Here is a 21,368-nt window from a genome sequence, read left to right as displayed (position 1 = left end):
GCAGGTCGGGTGATCGAAAACAAAGAAGTTTGGATTTGCCGTCACAGGTAGAACGCCGGTTGCGAGACCGGGACCAGGACGAGGACCGGGGCCGGCGCTCAGGCGGCGCTGGTCTTGCGCAGCCAGGCTTTCAACCGCGCCTTGTCGGGAACCGTCACGCAGCGATATCCCGGTTCGACCAGCCGGGCCGCCTGCAATTCCTTCAGCGCATTGCCGATCGAGACCTGGGACACGCCCAGGAGCGCTGCGAGATCGCGCTGCAGGCAGGCGACCCCATCGGCCAACGCGCCGCGGCCGCAATGCAGATAGATGACCTTGGCGAGACGGGCCGTGACGCTGAGTGTGCGGGCATCGTCATAGAGTTCCAGCAAGGCGTTGAGCCGGGCCGTATTGGCCTGCCACAGGCCAGCTGCGAAACCGGGCTCGTGGTCAAGCAGGACCTTGAGGCTGGCCGCGTCGACAATGTCGATCTGGGTTGGACCAACGGCGTAAGCATCATGGGTTTGCGTCGATCTTTGTACCGCCACATCGCCGAAATGCGCGCCGGGTCCGATCATGCGGACCAGATTCAAGGTTCCACCGGGCTGGAAACGGCCGAAACGGACCGCGCCTTGGGCGACGATACACAGCCGCGCGGCGTCATCGCCGCGTGCGTGCACGATCTGGCCGTCGGAATAGCTCGCCCTGCGGGCGCGCCGGCGGGCTTCTTCATAGGCGAGCGGCGGCAGCAAATCGCGCAGGGGCGTTATGGCGAAATCGAGCAGATCCATACTCGTTTGGGTAAATCCAAAAATCTTTGCATTCAATCCGCATGCGAGGGCTTCACCGATGTGGCGGGGCAGGGATCCACGCGTCAGGCGGTGACGGCCGGGCGTCCTGCTATCGCCAGATCGGAAAAAAAATCCGCTTTTAGCGCCAATCGCGTTGGCGCTCAGATGTTTAAGCGCAAGAACGCTATGGTTTTGCTCAGATCTGCCCGCCTCACGCTAACGCGTTGAAACTCTATAGGTATCAATTTGAAACCAAGTGTCCGGCCAAGCATTAAGTGGCCGTATATAAACGAGAAAATAACGTCCCGGCTAATATCGTATAACCGCATGGTTAGCCGAAATTAAGCAAGTCCAGGGTCTATTACCTCCGCAAATTGGCGCAGAGACGCCGAAGTGGAGACATTGGGATGTACGGTCTTTTCGGGACACTCACGGCAAATGTCGCGAGCGCTGCGTTGATATCCAGCGCCATAACGGCCGGCCAAGCGGGCGGCGGGCCAGACGTGTTCAAGTCGCGGGCGGGCGGCTTCTCAACTCACAGTGAAAACAATGGCTTAGATGAAGCAAAGAGCAGTGCTGCTCCAGCCATCCCTTCATTATTCCGGTCCGCCTAGGGCCATACCAGATCAGTAATGGGACAAGCGTAATGAAAACTCTCAATTTAACGGTCGCAGCGGCCTGCCTGTTTGCCGGTATCGCACCTTTTGCCTACGCCGATAATCATGGCGATGTGCTGGTCGATATCCGCGCTCGCGCTGAATTCGTCGAACAGGAAGGCAAGGAAGACGCCGAAATGACTTCGGTGCGCTCGCTGCTGGGCTGGCGCAGCCCGCAATCGGGCGGTTTCACCTTCCTGGCTGAGATCGAGAATGCCTTCATCATCTCCGATGATGGATATAATAACGGCCTCAATGGTCAGACCCAGTATGGCAAGATCTCCAATACCGAGTTCACCGAGCTGCAGCGGCTGCAGCTGACCTATGCCTTCAATGACCAGTTCAATGTCACCGCCGGTCGCCAGTATCTGAATTTCGACGATAAGCGCTTTGTCGGCTCGCCGGGCGCGTCGCAGGACAAGGTCTCCCACGATGCGGTGGCGTTCAACTACTCCGACGGGGCCTTCCAGGCCGATTATGTCTACCATTTCCGCTCCAATCGCGGGCCGGGCGATCGCAATGAGTGGGAGGGTGACAGCCATCTCTTCCGCGCCCAGTACGGCGTCAATGAGTGGGTCAATCTGACCGGCTTTGCTTACTTCATCGATCTGGATGGCAGTGCAGCGAGCCGCTCGAACTTCACCTATGGCGGCTGGCTGCGCGGCGGGCATGATTTCGGCGATGCCGAGCTGTCCTATGCGGCTATGGTCGCCCAGCAGAGCGATTACGGCGACAATACCGCCGACTTCGACCTCACCTACATCGTAACCGATGTCAGCCTGGAGTACGGCGCTTTCACCTTTGCGGCCGGCTGGGATGTGCTGGAAGGTGACGGGACCAACCGCATCGTCAACCCGCTCGGCGCCAATCACGGGGTGCTCGGCTATGCCGATGTCTTCACCGGCGGCGGCCGCCAGGGCACGGTCGACGGGCTGGAAGACATCAATTTCGGTGTCGAATACGCGATCGAGCCGCAAGGCTCGTTCTTCGGCGAGATCGAGTTCGGTGTGCGCCGGCATGAATTCTCGGCCGAAAGCGATGGCGATGATCTGGGCAGCGAGTGGGATAGCTGGGTGACGTTCGCCCTGCCGCACAACCTGTCCCTGACCTTCGACTATCAGGACTTCGAGGGCACCGATGACCCGGTGTCTCCGGGTGATCGTCAGCGTCTCTGGACCGTGCTGACCTATAAGCGCTAGGGCGGTTCCCGGATCACAACAAATAAAGCCACCGGAGCAATCCGGTGGCTTTTTTGTGCCTGATGGGTCGCAAGCGGACGGCTAGCGTGAGCCGGTATCGTCCTCTGCTTCGGCCTCGGCGGCGCGTTGTTCAATCAGCGCCAGGGCCGCGTCCTCGTTTTCGACCTGCTCAATATCGCGGATATAGCAACGCGGATCATCGCGCGTGACGATGTATTCGAAACGCGGATTGTAGATCGTGGCTGTGCGGCCGAAACTGGTGCCGATCTGGATACCCCGGCGCAAACCCCAGCAGCGCCGCTGCAACGTCACCAGATAGCGGCGCGAGGCGCTGCCGGAGAGAATGACGTGCTGGTTATCGACAACGGTATAGCCGTTTACATTGACGACGCGGACGCGTTCGCGGTCCTCTGCGACAGCCGGTAGGGTCAGTACGCAGGCCGCGAGTATGGCCGCTGCGAAACGTGCTGCAGTCTTCATGGCGTGTCTCCACAAATTCGTCCCTCGGTTGAATCCTAGCACGGGCAGGGGCCGGCGACAAAGGTCGTTAACGCGTGGTTAGGTGCGGCGCAGCGACGCTAGCGCTCGATTCGATTCTAACCTTGCAGGAGCTGCGCTGTGGTCAGCCGCGTCGAGATGAATATCCCTGAAGCTACGGCGGGTCTGTTACGCCGGGCCGCGAGCGAGACCGGGGTTGATTTCGGCTATCTTGCCCGCACCGCAGCGCGCGAGAGCAATTTTGACGCGCGTGCCGAGGCCCGCACGTCCAGCGCCGCCGGCATGTTCCAATTCATCGAACAGACCTGGCTTGGAACATTGCAGCGCCATGGCGCCAAGCATGGTTATGCCGCTGCTGCTGCCATGATTGATCGCGGTGCCGATGGTCGCTTCACCGTATCGGACCCGGCCCGTCAGCAAGAAGTCCTCGATTTGCGTTTTGACCCGGCTGCTTCGGCCGTCATGGCAGCCGAGCTCGCGGGCGAGAACGCCCAGGTGATTGAAAGCCGTCTGGGCCGGCCAGCCAGTGGCGGTGAACTCTATGCGGCGCATTTCCTCGGGGCCAACGGGGCGGCCGGGCTGATTGCAGCCGCAGAACGGTCCCCGCAACGCCGTGCCGACGAGCTTTTTCCGCAGGCCGCTGCGGCCAATCGGCCGATTTTTTATGATGGGGCCCGCCCGCGCGGTGTCGCTGAAGTGCTGGCCTCGCTGACCGGCGAGGGCGCCGGGCGCACGCCGGCGCCGATGATGGCGCCGATGATGACGCCAGTGCCCGTGCCGGTCACGCCGCCGGCCATGGCTGGAGCCGGGGCTTCAGCTGGGCGGTCCAGCGCGCCGGTCGCAACCGGGATGACCCGCTTCAGCGGCGGAGAGCTGTCTCCGGCGCTGGTGGAAATCCTGGCCGAACTCGATGCGCCGCGGCGCGCCGGGTCGGAAGAGGCTTAACGCGGCACTGTCCCGGCAAGACTTCATTAAGCATACCCGGCCATCCTGTCCGCTGAGATAAATTTATCCGGCGAGCTAGCGATGAGCGTTGTCACCCTACGAAATCGACTGACCGATACCGATATCCGGCGCTTGGTTCGCGGCCGCGATGAGGAAGATCGTGCCCTTGCGGCGCGTAAGGTCTGTCAGCTGATCGATACGGCCAAGCTGACCGATGTCGAGCGTCAGGCGGTTGGCGGCATTCTCGACCTGATCGTCCAGGACGCGGCGGAAATGGTGCGCCGGTCAATGGCCGTGACCCTGCGCCAGTCGAAGAATCTTCCGCGCGAGATTGCTGTCAAGCTGGCGGCTGATGTCGACTCCGTTGCGACACCGGTGCTGTTGTCGTCACCGGTTTTCGAGGCGGGCGATCTTGAGGAATTGGTCCGGGCATCGGACAGCTCCAAGCGCTGCGCTATTGCGGCGCGCGAAACGCTGCCGAGCAGTGTCGTTCACGAGATCATCGATAGTGGTGACGACAAGGCCACAGGCATCGCCGCCTCCAATAACGGCGCGGATTTCGACCAGACGGCCTATGAGAAGGCTTTCGCGGCCTTCTGCGAAAACCCGCAAGTGATGGATTCCTTCGTCGCGCGGACGCATTTGCCGGTCGAGATTACCGAGAAGCTGGTCGCCCATGTCAGCCAGGAAGCGGCTGAGCGGCTGATCAAGAACCACGCCCTGCCGCCGCAGCTGGCCATCGAGCTGGCCGAGGGTGCGCGCGAGCTGGCTACGATTGATCTGGTGGATCAGGCCGGTGTGGCCCAGGACCCCGAGGCCTTCGTGCAGCATTTGCGCATGAGCGGCCGCCTGACGCCGTCCCTCATCCTGCGCGCTGCCCTGCGTGGACATATCGTTTTCCTGGAGCATGCCTTTGCCGAGCTGGCCGGGGTCACCCATGGCCGGGCCTGGCTGCTGGTGCATGATGCCGGGCCGTTGGGTTTGCGGGCGGTGTATGACCGCACGGGCATGCCGCCGCGGCTCTACCCGGCGATCCGGGCGGTTCTGGATGTCTATCATTCCATGGAGATGCCGCAGGACGAGGCCGGCCGGGCGCACTTCCAGCGCATCCTGGCCGAACGCGCAATCACGCGTTTCCAGGGCATTCCAGAAGATGATCTGGACTATGTCATGGCGCGCTTTGACAGCGATGCGCCCATGAAAATGGCCGGGTAAAAACCCGGCCGCTTTCACGCTTCCAACTTGGTGTCAGTGCTAGTCGTCTTTCCACGGCTCGGCGAAGGCGGCCGATTGCGTCTCGAGCTCTTCTGCCAGGGCTGCGGCGACCGCGTCATTGGTATCGCGGATATTCTGGCTCAGGGCTGCGCGGATCGCATTGACGTGGGCCAGGGCGAGGGCGCGCGGAGCCTGCTCCCGCTTTTCCTCCATATCGATCAGCTTGGTCAGGGATTTGGCCAGGCGCGTAATGATCGGGAATTCATAGGTCGAGCCAACACCGCGCAGATCGTGGGCGCGGATGAAGAGGGTTTCGCCGGCCTTGCCCTTGAGACCTTGGGCTTTCACCTCGGCTGCGGCTTCCTCAAGCTTTTGCACTTCTTCTTCCAGCCAGGTGCCGAAATCGGACCGCAAATCCTTGATCGCATCCTCGGCTTTTTCGATCAGATGCAGATCGCCCGCGCTGATCGGTCCACCGATCTTTACCTGCAGCAGGTTCGGCGGATTCACAATCTCGACATCTTCTTGCGGCTTGGCCATGGGGCGTTCCTTTACCTGGCAGCAGTCATCGGGCGATCCGCAGACCGCGCTCTTGATCGACGATCTGGCCCTAAAAACGTTTCGGTTTGGATAAAATTCCGCTCATCTGTAATGACTTCGCGCAAAGTCTGCGACAGGGAGGCGGCGGTGAAGGGTTTGACCAGGAAGCCATTGGCGCCGGCTGCGCGGGCCATGCCGATGCGTTCGCCATCATCATAGGCGGTCAGCATCACGACTTTGACGCCCGGCGCCGGGGTGCAGCGCGGATCGCGCAGCTCGCGTAACAGATCGAACCCGCTGCGCGGCCGCATCTTCCAGTCGGTCAGAACAAGATCATAGGGGTCCTGGCGCAATTGCGAGAGGGCGCGCTCGACACCATCGACATCGGTGACCTTGGCGACGCCGAACGCATTGAGCGTGACGCGCAACAGGCCGCGCAGGGCAGCGTTGTCGTCCACGACGAGCACGCGCAGGCGGCTGAAGTCAGCACTGTCAGGGGTCTGATCGGCCATTGCCTCAAGCCCGTCATCCAAAACCAGACAGTAGCTTAAGGCCGCTTGCTTAACGGTGCGCTAAGCCGGTCAGCTCTCGAACTGTTCCGCCAGGATGCGTTCGGAGAGATTGCGGTCGCTGTCGAACAGCATGGTCAGGGTGATATCGCTGGCCTCTTCCACATCAACGCGGACAATCTCGCGGAATTCCTTGTTGTCGGCCACCGCCGAGACCGGCCGGTAAGACGGTTCGCAGACCTCGAAACTGACCTTCACCGTGTGCGGTAACAGCGCGCCGCGCCAGCGCCGCGGCCGGAAGGCGCTGATCGGCGTCAGGGCCAGGACCTTGCTGTCGAGCGGCAGGATGGGGCCATGGGCAGACAGGTTATAAGCGGTGGAGCCGGCCGGTGTGGCCACGAGAACGCCGTCGGCCTGCAGCTCGGCGAGGCGGTCCTTGTCGTCGATACGGATCTTGATCTTGGCGGTCTGGCGCGTCTCGCGCAGCAGCGAGACCTCATTGATCGCCAGCGCCTCAAAGGCATTGTGGTGGATGTCCTCGCCGCTGGCCCGCAGCGGCCGGATCCGGGCCGGCTCGGCCGCCGCGATGCGCTCGATCAGATTGTCTTCGTGAAAATCATTCATCAGGAAGCCGACCGAACCGAAATTCATGCCGTAGACCTGGGCGCCGGTGGAAATCGAGGTGTGCAGCGCATCAAGCATCAGGCCATCACCGCCCAGGGCGATGATGATGTCCGCGTCATAGACCGAGACCGAACCATAGCGTTGCTCCAGCCGCTCCTTGGCGGCCAGCGCTCCTGGCTTGGGACTGGCAAGGAAGGCGAGGGAAGGCTTGGATGTGGAAGTCAAAATGAACGCCCGGCTGAGTGGGCGTCATTCAAACTCCCCGGCCCATTTGACGCAAGACTTTCGACGCTTTTTCCGGACCATACATGCGGAAAACATTGGCGGCGGCGGTCATGGCATCGCCCTCGAGCGCCTGGTGCATGCGGCCGTGGTGACGCAGTCCCTTGTGCATGATCGGGTAGGCGGTGCGGTCCAGGCCGGCGGCCTGACAAGCCATGGCCGCAGCGCGCACGCCACCCATGGCCAGGGCGACGCGCCATTGCGCCGGCGTCACCGAGCACAGCTTGGCTATGGCGTGGTCGAAGAGGGGAAGATTGCCGGTCTTCAGGGCAGACAGCGCGAACTGACCGTTCAGCGTGCCAGCCTCCTCGGCGGCGACGACCGCAGCTGCGGCCTCTTCCTCGACATTTTCATTGGGAACCCGGAGCGCGGCTTCCACCGTCAGCTCTTCCACCCGGTCCTTGTCGAGACCGAAGCGGCGGCACAGTTCCTCGCGCCAGCTTTCCGGCAACATGATGCAGAGCTGGGTCGCATAGTCCGTCGACAGGTCGTGACGGCGCGCCAGGGCCTCGCGGAGCTTGGGATGGTTCTTGGCCACGGTCAGGCAAATCTCAAGCGTGCCCTCGGAAATCTCAGCCGTGTCATTATCGGCGAGCGCGCGCAGCACCGGCGCTTCGCCGGGCTTGGCGACGGCATCGGTGACGCGGACCCGCAAATTCTGCCGCTTGGCCAGAATCAGGCGGTGGTCCGGGGACGCCGTCTGGGCGATATGAATCATGTCCTCGTCTGACAGATTCTGGCTCTTCTTGATGATGATGCTGGCGATTTCCAGCTCTTGCGTGGCCAGGTGACGAAGAATAGCGTTGGGCGCGAACTGGCTGGCAGAGAGCTTCTCTGCCATGGCAATTTTCGTTTCCGTCTGGGCTGTACCCGACAGTGTGATCAGCAATTCGCCCGCAACGGGCTCGGCACTCGGAGAGAGTTTTTGAGCGATGCACATGTCCGTTACGCCAAGGGCGAGCTGATGCCGCTTGGACGGGTCGCGCATCTTCGCCAGCGCGGTCAAAGCATCTTTCGGATTGGCAGCCATGCAGTCCTGATACGTACTAAGTCCTGTTTGGCGATATTTATGCCATTCAGTTTGAGAACTTGTTAATTTCATTGTCTGGAAAGGGAAGCGGGCGGTGACCCAGGTATTGGATCAGACTATTTTGACGCTTTATTCGAGTGTCCGGGCCCGGTCGCAGGCATTGGTTGTGCCGCTGAGCGCCGAGGACATGACGGTGCAGACCATGCCGGATGTCTCGCCGACGAAGTGGCATCTGGCCCATACAACCTGGTTCTGGGAGCGCTTCCTGCTCCTGCCCCAGCTCGATGGGTATAAGGAATTCAATAAAGAATTCAATTACCTGTTTAATTCATACTATGAGCAAGTCGGAGCCCGGCACCCCCGGCCCGAACGAGGCTTCCTGACCCGGCCCTCATTCGACGAAGTGATGGCCTACCGGGCCCATGTCGATGCGGGCATGCAGTCTTTACTTTCCAGTGACTATATTGAGAAAAATCCGGACGCAGAGGCCTTGGTCCGGCTCGGCATTGCCCACGAGGAACAGCACCAGGAGCTGCTCCTCACCGATATCAAGCATGTCCTGTCCAGGCACCCGTTCGGGCCGGCGGCCTACCCTGCAGAGCAGACAGAGGCCCGGGCCCCGGCTTTGCGATGGGTGGAGTTTGCTGGTGGGCAGTACAGTTTCGGCTATGGCGGTGAAGACTTCGCCTTCGATAATGAAGGGCCGGTCCATGAGGCCCTGATCACACCCTTTGCACTGGCAACGCGGGCGGTGACCAATGCGGAGTATCAGGCCTTCATTGATGATGGCGGCTATCGAACCGCAACGCTGTGGCTGTCCGATGGGTGGGGCACGGTCCTGAGCGAGGGCTGGGACGCGCCGCTCTATTGGCGGCGGCAGGATGACGGGTCCTGGAATGAGTTCACCCTGGCCGGCGAGGGGCCGCTCAACCCGCATGCGCCGGTCACCCATGTCAGCTTCTACGAGGCCGCGGCATTCGCCGAATGGGCCGGGGCGCGCCTGCCGGAGGAGCGTGAATGGGAAATCGCGGCCCGGAGCATGGCGGGACCACAGGGCCGTTTCATGGATCCGGCTGTCGCCGCGCATCCGGCTGCCGCCGCGGCCGGGGACGGGCTGGCGCAAATCTTCGGCGATGTCTGGGAGTGGACCCGTTCGGCCTATAGTCCTTATCCGCGGTACCGCCCGGCGGCGGGAGCGGTCGGCGAGTACAATGGCAAGTTCATGTCGGGCCAGCTGGTTCTGCGCGGCGGCTCGTGCGCGACGGCGCCGGGGCATGTGCGCGCGAGCTATCGTAATTTCTTTCCACCGGATGCGCGCTGGCAATTCTCGGGCATTCGACTGGCGAAGGATATTTGACCTTCGCGCTGCAAGCGCAGATGTTGTGCACCAGTTGGCGATAAATCAAAGACCGGAAACAAATACCGGGGAGGTTTCAAGATGGACGGACAATCCGCACCGAATGTGAAAGATCTGGTTTCGGCCGAAGAGTGGAAGGCGCGTTGCGATCTCGCCGCGCTCTACCGCCTCGTTTACATGCATGGCTGGGATGATCTCTTCTTCACCCACATCTCCATGCGCGTGCCAGGCCCGGAAGAGCACTTCCTGCTCAATCCGTTCGGCCTGCTGTATGAAGATGTGACGGCGTCGAACCTGGTGAAGGTCGATCTGGAGGGCAATGTGCTGCCGCCGTCGACCTATGGCATCAACCCGGCGGGCTTCACCATTCACTCGGCCATCCATGCCGCGCGTCCGGATGTGAAAGTTGCCCTGCACCTGCATTCCGATGCCGGTGTCGCGGTCGCGGCGCAAAAGCGCGGCTTGCTGCCGGTCAGCCAGCTGGCGATGAATGTCTATAACGATGTCAGCTATCACGATTATGAGGGCATCGCCCTTGAGGCGGATGAGAAAGTCCGCCTGGTGGCCGATCTTGGCGACAAGAATCTGATGATCCTCAACAACCACGGCACGTTGTCGGTTGGCGATCACCCGTTTAGCGCGTATGTTCGCATTTATCTACTGGAACGTGCCTGCAAGATCCAGGTGATGGCGCAGGCTGGCGGCGAGCTGATTGAATGCGATCAGGCAATGCAGGACCGGGTGTTTGGCCAATCCGCGGAGATTTCGACCAACGATCTCTTCAAGGAAATCGGCTGGGCGGCGATCCTCGATCGCGTCCGCCGTCAAAGCCCGGGCTTCGACGTCTAGCCACAGCTTTCTGTCTTCTCCCGGCGGTCGCGGCGCCGGCACAGGCCGGCGCCTGGCCGCAGGCCAAGGGCGAGGGGCTGTTGATCACCACCGCGCTCTATGACCGGGCCGACGGGTTCTGGGACGCGGAGCGTGAGCGCCAGGATGACGGCTATTTCTACAAGGATGAGTTCGCCCTCTATGCCGAGTTCGGGCTGACGGACCAGCTGACCCTGATCGGGCGAGCAGCCTGGCAAACGGTCGAGCAGGTCAGCGAGGACGGCTATGACAGCGCGCAGGGGCTGGCGGCTTCGGAGCTGGGAGTGCGCCGCCTGTTCTGGAGTGGCGAACGGGATGTTGTCTCGCTTCAGGCCGGCATGCTCATTCCGGGGCCGGGTGAAAACGTTTCCAACCAGCCCCTGGGCGAAGGCGAGCGCGCCTATGAATTGCGAGCCTTGTGGGGGCGCAGTCTGGCGCAGAACCGGTTTTGGGACATCCAGCTGGCGCATCGTTGGCGCGGCGGAAGAGATCTCGATGAGGCGCGTCTGGACCTCACCTTCGGTTTCCAGGCGCGGCCGCGATGGCAGGTTCTGGCGCAGACATTTTCGGTCTGGAGTGTCGAGCCGGCCCGCGCTGGCGCGCCGGAATTCGACCAGCACAAGCTACAGCTCTCTCTCCGCCGCCCTTGGGGAGAGGTAGATGTCCAGGTCGGCGGCTTCTTGACCCCGGCTGGCCGCAACTCACTCGATGAGCGCGCGGTTTTCCTGTCGGTCTGGCGCCGCTTCTAGCGCGCCGACTCGACCGCCATGTAAGCGATGACATTGCGGCGGGCCTCCGGATCGCGCAGGCCGACAAAGCTCATGCGATTGCCCGGGACCATGGTGCGCGGGTTCTCCAGCCAAGCGTCCAGCGTTGCAACATCCCAGACCAAGCCGGCCTCGGTGAGCTGGCGCGAATAGGTGAACCCTTCGCGCATCGCTGCGGCTTCACCGATAATGCCGTGCAGATTGGGGCCGACGAGATGGCGGCCGCCTTCATCCAGCGTATGGCAGGACTGGCAGCGACGGTATTGCCGGCCGCCATTGACGAAGTCGGCATCCACAAACTCCGGTCCGAGGGCTGCCAGGACCGCCTGGGTATCCACAGCCGGCGCGTCTGCCTCGACCGCCGCCGGGCTTGCAGTCTGGGCCGGAGCCGTGGTCTCAGCGGGCGCTTGCGCCGTTTCCTGCGGCTGCGGTGCCGGTGCGTCTTCGCCTCCACCACCACAGGCAGTCAGGGCAAGGGTCGAGGCGGCGATCAAAAGCAGGCGGGACATGAGCACAACTCCGGTTTCTGTCTACACGCCGTTATAGAGCGTTGATGCATCAGGGCTATGCGGCACGATGCCGCCAACTGCACTACATGCACATCTCGACAGGGCTGCAGGGTCAAACTAACGTCGCGAACAGTGTTCACACCAGCGTCCGGACTGCCACGAGAGACGCAAGTGGACCGGTCGATAAAGCCACAAGAGGGGACATCATGGCCGAACCGGATATTCTCAAGGGTAAACTGCGCCTTCCGATCATCGGTGCGCCGCTCTTCATCATCTCCAATCCCGATCTGGTGATCGCCCAGTGCAAGGCCGGCATTGTCGGATCCTTCCCGTCGCTCAATGCGCGGCCGGTCAGCCAGCTCGATGAATGGCTCGACCAGATCACCTCCGAGCTGGAAAGCCATAACCGCGCCAATCCGGACAATCCGGCCGCGCCGTTTGCGGTCAATCAGATCGTTCACCGCTCCAATAACCGCCTCGAAGAGGACATGGCCCTGTGTGAGAAGTACAACGTGCCGGTCGTGATCTGTTCGCTGGGTGCGCGCGAGGATGTCTACAAGGCCGTTGACGGCTGGGGCGGCATCACCTTGCACGATGTGATCAATCAGCGCTTTGCCCACAAGGCCATCGACAAGGGGGCAACGGGCCTGATCTGTGTCTCCGCCGGTGCCGGTGGCCATGCCGGGGCGCTCTCGCCCTTCGGTTTCATCGCCGAGACCCGCGAATGGTTTGACGGCCCGATCCTGTGCTCCGGCTCGATCTCGACCGGCGGCGGTGTCCTGGCCGCCCAGGCCATGGGCGCGGACTACGCCTATATCGGCTCGGCCTTCATCGCCACGGCCGAGGCGCGCGCCGACGAGCGCTATAAGCAAGGCATCGTCGAGGGTTCGGCCGAGGACATTGTCTACACCAACCTCTTCACCGGCGTGCACGGCAACTATCTGCGTAAGTCGATCGAGGATGCCGGTCTGGACCCGGACAATCTGCCGGTCAGTGACCCGTCGGCGATGAATTTCGGCTCCGGCGGCAATACCGACGCCAAGGCCTGGAAAGACATCTGGGGGTCCGGCCAGGGCATTGGCTCGGTCAAATCGGTCCAGAGTGCGGGCGATTACATCGATCAGCTGGAGCGCGAATACAAGGCCGCTCAGGCACGCGTTTGCGGCTAAACAAAGCTTAACGCGGGCGGCGCGTTAAACCTGTTATGCTCGATGCACTGGGGGGCGCATTGAGGATGACAGGAAAATGCGCCGCCGTTTCGATCCCACCATTGCGATATTTGTGACCGCCGTCCTGGCCACGGCCTATGCCGCCTGGCTGCTCGGCGGCAATGAGCCGCTCGGGCTGTCAGCAGCCGTCCATGCCGGGGAGCTGATCGCGCGCTAGGCGCGTTGTGCCAGCGCTGCGTTCGCCTGGGCCAGCGCAGCGATGCGCGGCGTAGCGTCGAGCAGTACATCTGCACCTTCACGCTCCAGGGCATCGCGCGTGGCAAAGCCCCAGGACACTGCGGCGCAGGCGCAGCCGGCTTCGCGGGCGGCTTCGATATCGCGGGTCTCATCGCCGACTGACAGGGTGCGCTCCGGGGCGACCCGTGCCTTGCGCATGACCTTGCGGAACACAGAGGCCTTGCCGAACAATGCCGCGCCGCAGGAGAACTGGCTGAACAAACCGCTGAGTTCCGGGCCGAGCACTTCGCGTACAGCGGTTTCGCCATTCGAGCTGACCAGGGCCAGCTGTGTGCCTTTGGCATGCAGTTCCTGTAGGGCGTCGGCAATGCCGTCGAACAAGTGGATCTTGTCGACATTCTCCGCCGCGCGGGCGCGTACGTCGGCAGCGATGAAGGGCAGTTTCCACGCTGGAATGCCCAGCTCGGTCATGATTTCTTTCGGGCGCATACCGCGCAGCGCCTCGGCCCGTTCCTCGCAAAGCGGGGTCAGGCCATGGCGGTCGATGACGTCCGCCAGCGCTGTGCGAAACCAGGTCAGGCTGTCCGCAAGCGTGCCGTCGAAATCGAAAATCACCAGATCATAGCGTCGCATGCGTGGCGTCCCCTGAGGCCCGTAGCGTGCCGGGGTATACCGGCGTTGTTACGGTTTTATGATTCTCCTGCCGGTTGCACCAGTTATTGGATTAAAGTGAATGTGGTTTTCCACGGCAGATCATCCATTTGCCGGGGAGCGGCGTATTACGGTGCGAGCCGGTCACGGGGAAATCCAGGGGGAGCGTTATGAAGCAAGCCAATATGTCAGACTGGGTGCGCGGGTTTTACACGCTTGGCGGCGCCATTGCCCAGATTGCCTTCGGGGCGCTGCCCTTTGTGCTCGGCTGGGAGCACACAGTCGGCTCGCGCTCGGCGGAAACCTTCACCCTGATCACTCCGGCTGGCTATGCCTTTTCCATCTGGAGCGTGTTGTTCGCTGGATCGCTGATATTTTCCATCTACCAGCTTGCCCGCCCGTCGCATGAACCCTTGCGGCGAATCGGCTGGCTCGCCGGTCATGCCTTCTGGCTCAATGCGATCTGGGAGACCTATGTGCCTTTCCAGGGGCTGGACGGTGTCTCTTTGGGCGTGATCGGACTGACCTGGGTGCTGCTTGTGGTGTTGTTGCTGCGCGCCGCCGGTGATGGCGAGGCGGGTTTTATTGATCGCCTGTTCCGCGCGCCCCTGTTCGCCCTGGTCGGCTGGCTCAATGCCGCCGCCTTCGTCAACATCCTGGCGACATCGAATTTCTACGGCTTGCCGTGGATTGGCTCCGGCGCGCTGGAGCCGGCCATTCTGGTGCTGGTCGCCGCCTCGCTTGCGGCTTCGCTGGTTTTGTCACGGCTACCTTCGCTGTCCTATTTCGCCGCTGTCGCCTGGGCGCTCTACGCGGTTCATATCGCGACCCAGGCCCGCGCAGAGGAGGTGCTTCCGATGCTGGCGCTGGGACTAATGGGCGCGGTCGCCGCGACGCTGCTGGCCAGCGGGTTACGCGTCATAAGAAAACCCCGCGCCTGAGACGCGGGGTTCTTAGCCATTTGCAGCTAATCGCGGCTAAATCACCTAGATGCTGGTCAGCCAGTCCGGCTTCACATAGGGCAGGCCGAGATCGTCAGCGACGGACTTGTAGCTGATCTCGCCGGCCTCGACATTGAGGCCGCGGGCCAGATTGGCGTCGTCATTGAGGGCCTGTTTCACGCCCTTGTTCGCAATGGCGATGGCGTGCGGCAGGGTGGCATTGTTCAGGGCAAAGGCCGAGGTGCGGGCATAGGCGCCCGGCATATTGGCCACGCAGTAATGCACGACGCCGTCAACGACATAGGTCGGGTCGTCATGCGTGGTGGCCTTGGAGGTCTCGAAACAGCCGCCCTGATCGATAGCGATATCGACGAGGACCGCGCCGTCCTTCATCTCCGACAGCATGGCCTTGGAGACCAGTTTCGGGGCCGCAGCGCCCGGGATCAGGACCGCGCCGATGACGACATCGGCTTCGCGCACGGCAGCGTCGAGAGCGGCCTGGGTGGAATAGGCGGTCTTCACCGCGCCGGCGAACTGTACATCGAGCTCGGCCAGGCGGGCGTTGGAACGGTCGAACACGGTCACGTCAGCGCGGGCGCCGATGGCCATTTCCGCCGCGTGGGTGCCTGCGACACCGCCACCGATGATGACGACCTTGGCCGGCAGCACGCCCGGTACGCCGCCGAGCATCAGGCCGAGACCACCCTGGGCCTTTTGCAGGCAGTGTGCGGCGACGGAGACCGACATGCGGCCGGCGACCTGGGACATCGGTGTCAGCAGCGGCAGGCGGCCGGCGCTGTCGGTAACGGTCTCATAGGCAATCGCCGTACAGCCGGACTTGCGCAGACCTTCGGCCTGGACCGGATCGGGGGCAAGGTGGAGATAGGTGTAGAGAATGTGGTGCGGCTTGAGCATCGCCGTCTCGACCGGCTGGGGCTCCTTCACCTTGACGATCATCTCCGCGGCATCGAACACGGCGGCCGCGTCCGGCAGGATTGTCGCCCCGGCGGCGATATAGGTGTCGTCCGGGCAGCCAATGCCGACACCGGCATTAGTTTCCACGACCACCTCATGGCCGTCCGAGACCAGTTCAGCGACGCTGTTCGGGGTCAGACCGACGCGATATTCGCGAACTTTGATTTCCTTGGGTACACCGATGCGCATGATTTCTCCCGCTTCCTGTCCATCCTGCGCGCGATTTTTCGAATATCAGTTATACTCGAGCCCGCAGGTGAAATATTTTGACTTTTTTCCCTAATCCGTCGAAGAATGAGGCGTTCATCTAGGAATGCGCGGTCGTATATACGCATCGAGTGGGTAGTTCCAGAATAATCTTCTTTGCGTGTGAATGGAGTTCCCATGCGCCTCGACGACATTGATATTGCCATCCTCAACGAGTTGCAGAGCAATGGCCGCCTGACCAATGCCGAACTGGCCGAGCGGGCTGGGCTGTCGCCTTCGGCCTGCCATCGCCGCGTCAAGGCGCTCGAGGGCGCCGGCATTATCGACCGCTATGTCGCCATTCTAAGCGAGGAGGCGCTGGGCCGGGGCATCACGGTCTATGTGCAGGTCACGCTCGACAATCAAAAGCGCGATACGCTGCTCGGCTTCGAGGCCGCGGTCGAGGCCGTGCCGGAAGTCATGGAGTGCTATCTGATGAGCGGCGAGGCGGATTATCTTGTTCGCGTACTGGTGCGCGATGCCAATGATTATGAGCGGGTGCACCGTGAGGTCCTCTCGGCCCTGCCGGGCGTCGCCCGACTGCACTCCAGCTTCACCATCCGCCGCGTCTTCTCGCGCACCGAGATGCCGGTCGTCGACGCCTAGCCATGGCCAAGTCGCGCGCCTCGCACCGGGTCGACGTCATTGATGACGTCATTGCCCTGTATCGGCGCAGCTGGTTCGGGCGCTGGCGCTGTACGCAGCGGCTGGCGCAAGCCGATGTCCGGCGCATCGAGCTGCAAATCATCCCGCGCCTGGTCTGGGATGAGGTCTTCATCGTCTTCTGCGGGTGTGATGCCCATTTGTCGATGGAGGAGGGCGATGAGGGTTTCAACGTCGTCGCCGAGTGGATGGATGAGCGGTTCGCGCTTGTTGAACCGGATTGGCGCCAGCGCGCGCATGATTTCATCACGGAAAATCCGCTGATCGGCTGTGATATCCTGCTCTGGTCCGGCATTCCCGATGGCGATCAGACTTGATGCACAAGGCCACCAGCGCTAACTCCGCCGTCATGACTGATAATCGCTACGAAAAACTCGAACAGCTGGGCTCCGACACGCCGCTGCCGGACAATCCGGAAACCGCGGATCTCGAACGCGTCGCCAATCCGTGTGATGCGCCCTACATGGTGCGCTTTGCCTGCCCGGAATTCACCTCGATCTGCCCGGTTACCGGCGCGCCGGACTTTGCCCATCTGGTCATCGATTACGTGCCGCGCGACTGGATCGTCGAATCCAAGTCGCTCAAGCTCTATCTTGGCGCTTACCGCAATCACGGCGCTTTCCATGAGGCTTGCACGACGATGATCGGTCAGCGCCTGGTCAAGGAGCTCGACCCGGTCTGGCTGCGAATTGGTGGCTACTGGTACCCGCGTGGCGGCATCCCGATCGACGTCTTCTTCGCCACCGGCGAACCGCCGGCCGGGGTCTGGATCCCCGAGCAAGGGGTCGCCTCCTATCGCGGGCGCGGCTAGGCCATCATCGCCGACAGCGTTTTGCGCAAGGACGCTGCGCGCAGCGGCTTGGTAATAATCCCCTGCATGCGTAACTCGCGTGCCCGGCCGGCATTGCGCATGGCCTTGAGGTCGGCGCTGTCGAGGCTGCTGAGCAGGTAGATGCGCGCCTGGCTCTGGCGGTTTGCCAGCTCGTGAATGACCTCGAGTCCGCCGCGCCCCGGCATCAGAATGTCGAGCAGGATGATGTCAGCCTCGTCGCCATCGCCGTCCAGGAAAGCGTCGCCGCTGGCATAAAGACGGGTTTCAAAGCCCAGCTCATTGCTGACCTCGGCAATGAATTCGCGCATGCTGGGATTATTGTCGACGACGGCGAGGCGGACCGTCATGTCGGCGCGGGGGCCTGGGCTGCGCGATCGAGTGCCTCGCTCAATGCGCTGGCCAATTGCTTGCGTGTGTAGGGCTTGGCGACAAACGGGATATCTTCGGGCAGAGCCTGCGGCGCTTCGCTGGGGCGGTTCGGATAGCCGGATGTGAGGACGGTCGGAACGCCGCGGTCGAGGGCGATGACGGCGAGGTCGAAGCCTGATTGTTCATCGCCCAGCATCACATCGCTCAGCATAATGTCGGGGCGGTCATCATCAGACTGCAGGACCGCAAGCGCGGTCGCAGCATCCATCGCCGGGGTGACCTGATAGCCCAGGTCGCGCAATTGCGCCGATGCGCTCTCGATCAGGGACGGGTTATCCTCGACAAGCAAGACACGGAAATTCCGGGTCGCGATCGGCAGGGTGTTGAGCCCTGTGGCCTGATCATCCTCGCCAGCCGCCTCGGCCTCTGGCAGAAAGAGGGTGATGGTCGTGCCTGCGCCCACTTCACTGGCGATATCCATCCAGCCCCGGGCCTGTTTGGCGTAGCCGAACGCAGAGCTGAGGCCCAGCCCGGTGCCTTGGCCGACGGGCTTGGTGGTGAAGAAGGGATCGGTGGCAGCCGCAAGCGTGTCCGCGTCCATCCCGGTTCCGGTATCTCGCAGGGTAATGGCAACGTAATCGTGAGGTTGGGCGGGATTGTCTTCGCTGGCCGCATCCGGACCGGCGATGCGCCGGGACTTTATCAGCAAGGTCCCGCCCTTGGGCATGGCGTCACGCGCATTATTGGCCAGGTTGATCAGGGCCGTTTCCAGTTGTGTCTTATCAGTGTGAATACAGGCGTCGTCACATCCCAGCTCGACCTGGACGTCGATCTGATCGCCAAGGCTGCGCTGGAGCATGTCCGCGATCCCCGACAGGGCGCTGTCTGCTTCAAAGCGAGTTTCCTCAAGCGTGCGCCGCCGGGCGAAGGAGAGCAGGTCCGAGGTCAGTTCGGCGCTGTGCTCTGCGGCCCGGATTGCCGTCTGCAACAGGCGGGCATGGGCGTCTTCCATCTCCACCCGTTCCGATAACAAATCCAGATTGCCCAGGATAATGCCGAGATAATTATTGAAGTCGTGCGCGATCCCGCCCGTGAGTTGCCCGAGTGCCTCCAACTTGGCGCTTTCGGCCAGTTGGAGCTCAAGCTGTTTGGTCTGGGTTACGTCGAGAATCAGGCTGTTCCAGAGCATGGCGCCATCATCGCGCGGCGGCTGTGGCCGGCCGCGTCCCTGCAGCCATTTGCGTTTTCCCGACGGTGTCGTGATGCGCCAGGAATGCACCCAGGGCGATAACTCAATGGCCGATTTCATCACCGAGGCCTGCATGGCCGGCAGGTCCTCGGGCACCACCATGCCCCAGAGGATCGAGGCGTCTTCGTGTACCTGGTCAGAGGACACCTCCCAGATGCCCTCACAACCGGTACTCATATAGAGCACCTGGTTCCGTCCATCGGGGTATTGCAGGTATTGGAAGATGGCGCCGGGGATATTGCTGGCGAGATCGGTGAATCTGCGTTCGCTCTCGGCGAGGTTCGCTTCGGTGCGCTTGCGCTCGGAGATATCGCGCAGCGTGCCGATCATCCGGGCCGGCTTGCCATCATCGCTATACTCAACCACGCGCCCCCGCGATTGCACCCAGATGGTGTGACCGTCGAGATGGATCACCCTGTGGTCGCTGGTGAACTGGGTGTCGCGTTCCAGCGCTTGGGCAATTCGGGACTGCACCAGGGCGAGATCATCCGGGTGAACGTTTTCCTCCAGCAGCGCCATCGGGACGCGCTCGGTCATGGGCGGGCGGCCGGATATCGCTTCGCATTGCGGGGAGCGGTAAATGCTGTCGGCGAGAATATCCCAGTCCCATAGACCATCCCCGATGGCGTCAAACACCAGATCGGACAGTGTCGACTGCTCAAGCGATGTGTCTGTGGTCATGGACGCGCCCCGTTGTGTTGCTTTTTAGGACTATCCCGATCTGCGGCAGGCAGCAAATGGGCGCCCGGCTGGCTAGCCTTTCCAGCGCCCGATCTGTGCCGGTGGTCGTTTGCGTTCGACCACCTCGTTCTCCGCTGTACCGATATAGATGAAACCGGCAACGCGTTCGCCGGACCGCAGGCCGAGTGCGTCCTTGGCGTCGGCGTCATAGGCATACCATTCGGTGAGCCACTGTGCGCCAAAGCCCATGGCCGAGGCCGCAATCAACAGGTTCTGGCACACCGCGCCGGCGGACAATTCCTGTTCCCAGAGCGGAATCGCATGCTTTTCGGTTACTTTGGAAATCACCGCGATCACCAGGGGGGCACGGGTGAAGCGATTGGCTTCAAAGGCGATCTGCTCCTCGCTGGCCTCCGGCGTTTTTGCGGCCCAGATTTTCCCGAGAATGCGGCCGAAACTCTCCCGGGCCTCGCCTTCAAAGACAACAAAGCGCCAGGGGGCCAGCTTGCCATGATCGGGCACGCGCGCGGCTATGCCGAGCAGGTGGTCGATTTGTTCGCTGTCGGGGCCCGGCTCACTTAACCCGATCGCCGGAGTGGAACGCCGCCGTGTCAAAAGCCCGAGCGTCTCCTGCGAAGGATGTGTCGGGGCGAGTCGCTCGCCCGGTGCGGGAAAGCTGGCAGTGCTGTTATGATTCATAATGTGGCTCGCAAGACGTTATATGCTTGTATCTTTGACCGAACAGGTCCCGGATCGTTATATCTGTCAGTGCGCAAACTAATGCGAATTGGCTCCGGGGGGAGTAGTATTGGGTATGAATGCAGAAGTCGCCATAGAAGATGGATCACCAGCTGATCGCCGCCGCCGCAAGGTGCGCGAAGCGATTATCGACGCGGCCGAGTCCATTTTCTCGGCTGAAGGGGAGGAGGGCATTTCCATGCGCCGCCTCGCTGAAGCGATCGATTACAGCCCGGCGGCGATCTACAAATACTTTTCCTCAAAGCACGAATTGTTCAGCGCCATCCGCGAGATGTTCTTCGAACGCCTGCTGGCCCGTATTCATACGGCGTTGCAGGAGGGCGGCGAGGTGCGCGGTCTGACCGAGCGCTGTGTGCGGGCTTATATCGAGGTCGGTATTGAAGAGCCCAATCACTATATGATGGCTTTCTCTCCTGGTGCCGTCAGTGAGGCGCATGAGCCGTTTGAAGGCGATGTCTCCTTTGAAGCCGAGAGTAAGCTGGTGGAGATGATCGAGGAGGGCATGAAAGAGGGCGTTTTCCGCAAGGTTGACCCTCGCGTGGCCTCCAAGAGTGTCTGGGCCAGCCTGCACGGTCTGACCATGCTGATGGTGAGCCTCCAGGATTTCCCCAATGGCATGCCGGGATCGGAACATGTGACCCGGGAAGAGGTCATTGATTTCCACGCCAATATGATGATCCGCGGGCTTATGCCTTAACGCATATCCTCTATGCGAAAAAAAGTGAACGCCGTTTACTTCTCAAACGGCGTTTCTCGCCCTATCTCTTGTTCGACGATCGAATAAGGGATGTCTAATGTCTTCGAAAACCAAAGCGCCCCGGAAATCCA

Annotated in this window: 25 protein-coding genes; 13 read left to right on the top strand and 12 right to left on the bottom strand. The window is 61.9% G+C overall.

Features of this window, described 5'->3' with window-relative positions; all coding sequences use genetic code 11:
• Positions 1 to 98 precede the first annotated feature (98 nt).
• A complete protein-coding gene (locus Q1V57_RS07945; RefSeq protein WP_300529422.1) occupies positions 99 to 770 on the bottom strand; it encodes a Crp/Fnr family transcriptional regulator in 672 nt (223 codons plus the stop codon).
• Positions 771 to 1,416: 646 nt separating this feature from the next.
• Between Q1V57_RS07945 and Q1V57_RS07940 the strand changes: the two genes are divergently transcribed.
• Positions 1,417 to 2,625: a hypothetical protein gene (locus Q1V57_RS07940; protein ID WP_300529421.1), complete on the top strand. Its 1,209-nt coding sequence runs from the start codon at positions 1,417 to 1,419 to the stop codon at positions 2,623 to 2,625.
• An 81-nt stretch (positions 2,626 to 2,706) separates the two neighbouring features.
• On the opposite strand, the gene Q1V57_RS07935 is transcribed toward Q1V57_RS07940, so the two are convergent.
• Positions 2,707 to 3,105: a DUF6491 family protein gene (locus Q1V57_RS07935; protein WP_300529419.1), complete on the bottom strand. Its 399-nt coding sequence runs from the start codon at positions 3,103 to 3,105 to the stop codon at positions 2,707 to 2,709.
• Positions 3,106 to 3,243: 138 nt separating this feature from the next.
• Here Q1V57_RS07935 and Q1V57_RS07930 point away from each other — a divergent pair, with 138 nt between their 5' ends.
• Positions 3,244 to 4,068: a hypothetical protein gene (locus Q1V57_RS07930; RefSeq protein ID WP_300529417.1), complete on the top strand. Its 825-nt coding sequence runs from the start codon at positions 3,244 to 3,246 to the stop codon at positions 4,066 to 4,068.
• A gap of 81 nt (positions 4,069 to 4,149) precedes the next feature.
• Positions 4,150 to 5,283 carry a DUF2336 domain-containing protein gene (locus Q1V57_RS07925; protein ID WP_300529415.1) on the top strand — a complete coding sequence of 378 codons (1,134 nt, stop codon included), beginning with the start codon at positions 4,150 to 4,152 and terminating at the stop codon, positions 5,281 to 5,283.
• A 39-nt stretch (positions 5,284 to 5,322) separates the two neighbouring features.
• On the opposite strand, the gene Q1V57_RS07920 is transcribed toward Q1V57_RS07925, so the two are convergent.
• The 4 genes from Q1V57_RS07920 to Q1V57_RS07905 all read right to left on the bottom strand — a co-directional run bounded on the left by Q1V57_RS07920 (position 5,323) and on the right by Q1V57_RS07905 (position 8,268).
• The gene (locus Q1V57_RS07920) at positions 5,323 to 5,823 is read right to left on the bottom strand and encodes an Hpt domain-containing protein (RefSeq protein WP_300529413.1); all 501 of its coding nucleotides are present in this window, start codon (positions 5,821 to 5,823) and stop codon (positions 5,323 to 5,325) included.
• Positions 5,824 to 5,834: 11 nt separating this feature from the next.
• Positions 5,835 to 6,335: a response regulator gene (locus Q1V57_RS07915; protein ID WP_300529411.1), complete on the bottom strand. Its 501-nt coding sequence runs from the start codon at positions 6,333 to 6,335 to the stop codon at positions 5,835 to 5,837.
• Positions 6,336 to 6,404: 69 nt separating this feature from the next.
• On the bottom strand, positions 6,405 to 7,181 hold the full coding sequence (locus Q1V57_RS07910; protein WP_300529409.1) for an NAD kinase: 777 nt from the start codon (positions 7,179 to 7,181) through the stop codon (positions 6,405 to 6,407).
• A gap of 28 nt (positions 7,182 to 7,209) precedes the next feature.
• Entirely contained in the window at positions 7,210 to 8,268 is a 1,059-nt protein-coding gene (locus tag Q1V57_RS07905) for a DUF2336 domain-containing protein (RefSeq protein WP_300529407.1), read from the bottom strand.
• A gap of 94 nt (positions 8,269 to 8,362) precedes the next feature.
• Here Q1V57_RS07905 and egtB point away from each other — a divergent pair, with 94 nt between their 5' ends.
• From egtB to Q1V57_RS07890, 3 genes are all read left to right on the top strand, one after another.
• A complete protein-coding gene (gene egtB / locus Q1V57_RS07900) occupies positions 8,363 to 9,625 on the top strand; it encodes an ergothioneine biosynthesis protein EgtB (RefSeq protein ID WP_300529406.1) in 1,263 nt (420 codons plus the stop codon).
• A gap of 81 nt (positions 9,626 to 9,706) precedes the next feature.
• On the top strand, positions 9,707 to 10,474 hold the full coding sequence (locus Q1V57_RS07895) for a class II aldolase/adducin family protein (RefSeq protein WP_300529404.1): 768 nt from the start codon (positions 9,707 to 9,709) through the stop codon (positions 10,472 to 10,474).
• 80 nt (positions 10,475 to 10,554) lie between these two features.
• Positions 10,555 to 11,241 carry a hypothetical protein gene (locus Q1V57_RS07890; RefSeq protein ID WP_300529403.1) on the top strand — a complete coding sequence of 229 codons (687 nt, stop codon included), beginning with the start codon at positions 10,555 to 10,557 and terminating at the stop codon, positions 11,239 to 11,241.
• Here Q1V57_RS07890 and Q1V57_RS07885 read toward each other — a convergent pair.
• Positions 11,238 to 11,768, bottom strand: a complete 531-nt coding sequence (locus Q1V57_RS07885; RefSeq protein WP_300529401.1) for a cytochrome c family protein — start codon at positions 11,766 to 11,768, stop codon at positions 11,238 to 11,240. The genes Q1V57_RS07890 and Q1V57_RS07885 overlap by 4 nt on opposite strands.
• A 206-nt stretch (positions 11,769 to 11,974) precedes the next feature.
• On the opposite strand from Q1V57_RS07885, the gene Q1V57_RS07880 reads away from it, so the two are divergent.
• Both Q1V57_RS07880 and Q1V57_RS07875 read left to right on the top strand, forming a co-directional pair.
• The gene (locus tag Q1V57_RS07880) at positions 11,975 to 12,937 is read left to right on the top strand and encodes a nitronate monooxygenase family protein (RefSeq protein ID WP_300529399.1); all 963 of its coding nucleotides are present in this window, start codon (positions 11,975 to 11,977) and stop codon (positions 12,935 to 12,937) included.
• Positions 12,938 to 13,013: 76 nt separating this feature from the next.
• Positions 13,014 to 13,154 (top strand): hypothetical protein, encoded by a 141-nt coding sequence (locus Q1V57_RS07875; RefSeq protein ID WP_300529397.1) that lies wholly within the window; start codon positions 13,014 to 13,016, stop codon positions 13,152 to 13,154.
• Here Q1V57_RS07875 and Q1V57_RS07870 read toward each other — a convergent pair.
• A complete protein-coding gene (locus Q1V57_RS07870) occupies positions 13,151 to 13,807 on the bottom strand; it encodes an HAD hydrolase-like protein (RefSeq protein ID WP_300529395.1) in 657 nt (218 codons plus the stop codon). The two genes, Q1V57_RS07875 and Q1V57_RS07870, sit on opposite strands and share 4 nt — an antisense overlap.
• A gap of 188 nt (positions 13,808 to 13,995) precedes the next feature.
• On the opposite strand from Q1V57_RS07870, the gene Q1V57_RS07865 reads away from it, so the two are divergent.
• Positions 13,996 to 14,766, top strand: coding sequence for a hypothetical protein (locus Q1V57_RS07865; protein ID WP_300529393.1), 771 nt, complete (start codon positions 13,996 to 13,998; stop codon positions 14,764 to 14,766).
• Between the two features lie 45 nt (positions 14,767 to 14,811).
• Here Q1V57_RS07865 and ald read toward each other — a convergent pair whose 3' ends face one another.
• Complete coding sequence (gene ald / locus Q1V57_RS07860; RefSeq protein ID WP_300529391.1) at positions 14,812 to 15,930, bottom strand: alanine dehydrogenase; 1,119 nt, start codon at positions 15,928 to 15,930, stop codon at positions 14,812 to 14,814.
• A gap of 195 nt (positions 15,931 to 16,125) precedes the next feature.
• Between ald and Q1V57_RS07855 the strand changes: the two genes are divergently transcribed.
• Genes Q1V57_RS07855 through queF form a run of 3 tightly spaced genes read left to right on the top strand, consistent with a single transcriptional unit; the run spans position 16,126 to position 17,461 of the window.
• Positions 16,126 to 16,593 carry an Lrp/AsnC family transcriptional regulator gene (locus Q1V57_RS07855; protein ID WP_300529389.1) on the top strand — a complete coding sequence of 156 codons (468 nt, stop codon included), beginning with the start codon at positions 16,126 to 16,128 and terminating at the stop codon, positions 16,591 to 16,593.
• Positions 16,594 to 16,595: 2 nt separating this feature from the next.
• Positions 16,596 to 16,967, top strand: a complete 372-nt coding sequence (locus tag Q1V57_RS07850) for a hypothetical protein (protein WP_300529387.1) — start codon at positions 16,596 to 16,598, stop codon at positions 16,965 to 16,967.
• Between the two features lie 32 nt (positions 16,968 to 16,999).
• Positions 17,000 to 17,461, top strand: a complete 462-nt coding sequence (gene queF, locus Q1V57_RS07845) for a preQ(1) synthase (RefSeq protein WP_366145107.1) — start codon at positions 17,000 to 17,002, stop codon at positions 17,459 to 17,461.
• Here queF and Q1V57_RS07840 read toward each other — a convergent pair.
• The 3 genes from Q1V57_RS07840 to Q1V57_RS07830 form a co-directional block, all read right to left on the bottom strand.
• Positions 17,458 to 17,829 (bottom strand): response regulator, encoded by a 372-nt coding sequence (locus Q1V57_RS07840; protein ID WP_300529385.1) that lies wholly within the window; start codon positions 17,827 to 17,829, stop codon positions 17,458 to 17,460. The genes queF and Q1V57_RS07840 overlap by 4 nt on opposite strands.
• The gene (locus Q1V57_RS07835; RefSeq protein ID WP_300529383.1) at positions 17,826 to 19,781 is read right to left on the bottom strand and encodes a hybrid sensor histidine kinase/response regulator; all 1,956 of its coding nucleotides are present in this window, start codon (positions 19,779 to 19,781) and stop codon (positions 17,826 to 17,828) included. Before Q1V57_RS07835 ends, Q1V57_RS07840 begins: the two co-directional genes overlap by 4 nt.
• Positions 19,782 to 19,853: 72 nt before the next feature.
• Positions 19,854 to 20,480 carry a nitroreductase gene (locus Q1V57_RS07830; RefSeq protein ID WP_300529381.1) on the bottom strand — a complete coding sequence of 209 codons (627 nt, stop codon included), beginning with the start codon at positions 20,478 to 20,480 and terminating at the stop codon, positions 19,854 to 19,856.
• Between the two features lie 115 nt (positions 20,481 to 20,595).
• Here Q1V57_RS07830 and Q1V57_RS07825 point away from each other — a divergent pair, with 115 nt between their 5' ends.
• Positions 20,596 to 21,237 carry a TetR/AcrR family transcriptional regulator gene (locus Q1V57_RS07825; protein ID WP_300529379.1) on the top strand — a complete coding sequence of 214 codons (642 nt, stop codon included), beginning with the start codon at positions 20,596 to 20,598 and terminating at the stop codon, positions 21,235 to 21,237.
• Positions 21,238 to 21,368 lie beyond the last annotated feature (131 nt).

It is taken from the genome of Maricaulis sp. (assembly GCF_030149425.1).
GTDB lineage: Bacteria > Pseudomonadota > Alphaproteobacteria > Caulobacterales > Maricaulaceae > Maricaulis.
This window is presented reverse-complemented; position numbering and strand designations above follow the sequence as displayed.

Excerpts from the sequence above, each read along its gene's own strand:
- Q1V57_RS07945 (WP_300529422.1), bottom strand. The coding sequence starts at position 770 with ATGGATCTGCTCGATTTCGCCATAACGCCCCTGCGCGATTTGCTGCCG.
- Q1V57_RS07940 (WP_300529421.1), top strand. The coding sequence starts at position 1,417 with ATGAAAACTCTCAATTTAACGGTCGCAGCGGCCTGCCTGTTTGCCGGT.
- Q1V57_RS07935 (WP_300529419.1), bottom strand. The coding sequence starts at position 3,105 with ATGAAGACTGCAGCACGTTTCGCAGCGGCCATACTCGCGGCCTGCGTA.
- Q1V57_RS07925 (WP_300529415.1), top strand. The coding sequence starts at position 4,150 with ATGAGCGTTGTCACCCTACGAAATCGACTGACCGATACCGATATCCGG.
- Q1V57_RS07920 (WP_300529413.1), bottom strand. The coding sequence starts at position 5,823 with ATGGCCAAGCCGCAAGAAGATGTCGAGATTGTGAATCCGCCGAACCTG.
- Q1V57_RS07915 (WP_300529411.1), bottom strand. The coding sequence starts at position 6,335 with ATGGCCGATCAGACCCCTGACAGTGCTGACTTCAGCCGCCTGCGCGTG.
- Q1V57_RS07905 (WP_300529407.1), bottom strand. The coding sequence starts at position 8,268 with ATGGCTGCCAATCCGAAAGATGCTTTGACCGCGCTGGCGAAGATGCGC.
- Q1V57_RS07895 (WP_300529404.1), top strand. The coding sequence starts at position 9,707 with ATGGACGGACAATCCGCACCGAATGTGAAAGATCTGGTTTCGGCCGAA.
- Q1V57_RS07885 (WP_300529401.1), bottom strand. The coding sequence starts at position 11,768 with ATGTCCCGCCTGCTTTTGATCGCCGCCTCGACCCTTGCCCTGACTGCC.
- Q1V57_RS07880 (WP_300529399.1), top strand. The coding sequence starts at position 11,975 with ATGGCCGAACCGGATATTCTCAAGGGTAAACTGCGCCTTCCGATCATC.
- Q1V57_RS07875 (WP_300529397.1), top strand. The coding sequence starts at position 13,014 with ATGCGCCGCCGTTTCGATCCCACCATTGCGATATTTGTGACCGCCGTC.
- Q1V57_RS07870 (WP_300529395.1), bottom strand. The coding sequence starts at position 13,807 with ATGCGACGCTATGATCTGGTGATTTTCGATTTCGACGGCACGCTTGCG.
- Q1V57_RS07865 (WP_300529393.1), top strand. The coding sequence starts at position 13,996 with ATGAAGCAAGCCAATATGTCAGACTGGGTGCGCGGGTTTTACACGCTT.
- ald (WP_300529391.1), bottom strand. The coding sequence starts at position 15,930 with ATGCGCATCGGTGTACCCAAGGAAATCAAAGTTCGCGAATATCGCGTC.
- Q1V57_RS07855 (WP_300529389.1), top strand. The coding sequence starts at position 16,126 with ATGCGCCTCGACGACATTGATATTGCCATCCTCAACGAGTTGCAGAGC.
- Q1V57_RS07850 (WP_300529387.1), top strand. The coding sequence starts at position 16,596 with ATGGCCAAGTCGCGCGCCTCGCACCGGGTCGACGTCATTGATGACGTC.
- queF (WP_366145107.1), top strand. The coding sequence starts at position 17,000 with ATGACTGATAATCGCTACGAAAAACTCGAACAGCTGGGCTCCGACACG.
- Q1V57_RS07840 (WP_300529385.1), bottom strand. The coding sequence starts at position 17,829 with ATGACGGTCCGCCTCGCCGTCGTCGACAATAATCCCAGCATGCGCGAA.
- Q1V57_RS07835 (WP_300529383.1), bottom strand. The coding sequence starts at position 19,781 with ATGACCACAGACACATCGCTTGAGCAGTCGACACTGTCCGATCTGGTG.
- Q1V57_RS07830 (WP_300529381.1), bottom strand. The coding sequence starts at position 20,480 with ATGAATCATAACAGCACTGCCAGCTTTCCCGCACCGGGCGAGCGACTC.
- Q1V57_RS07825 (WP_300529379.1), top strand. The coding sequence starts at position 20,596 with ATGAATGCAGAAGTCGCCATAGAAGATGGATCACCAGCTGATCGCCGC.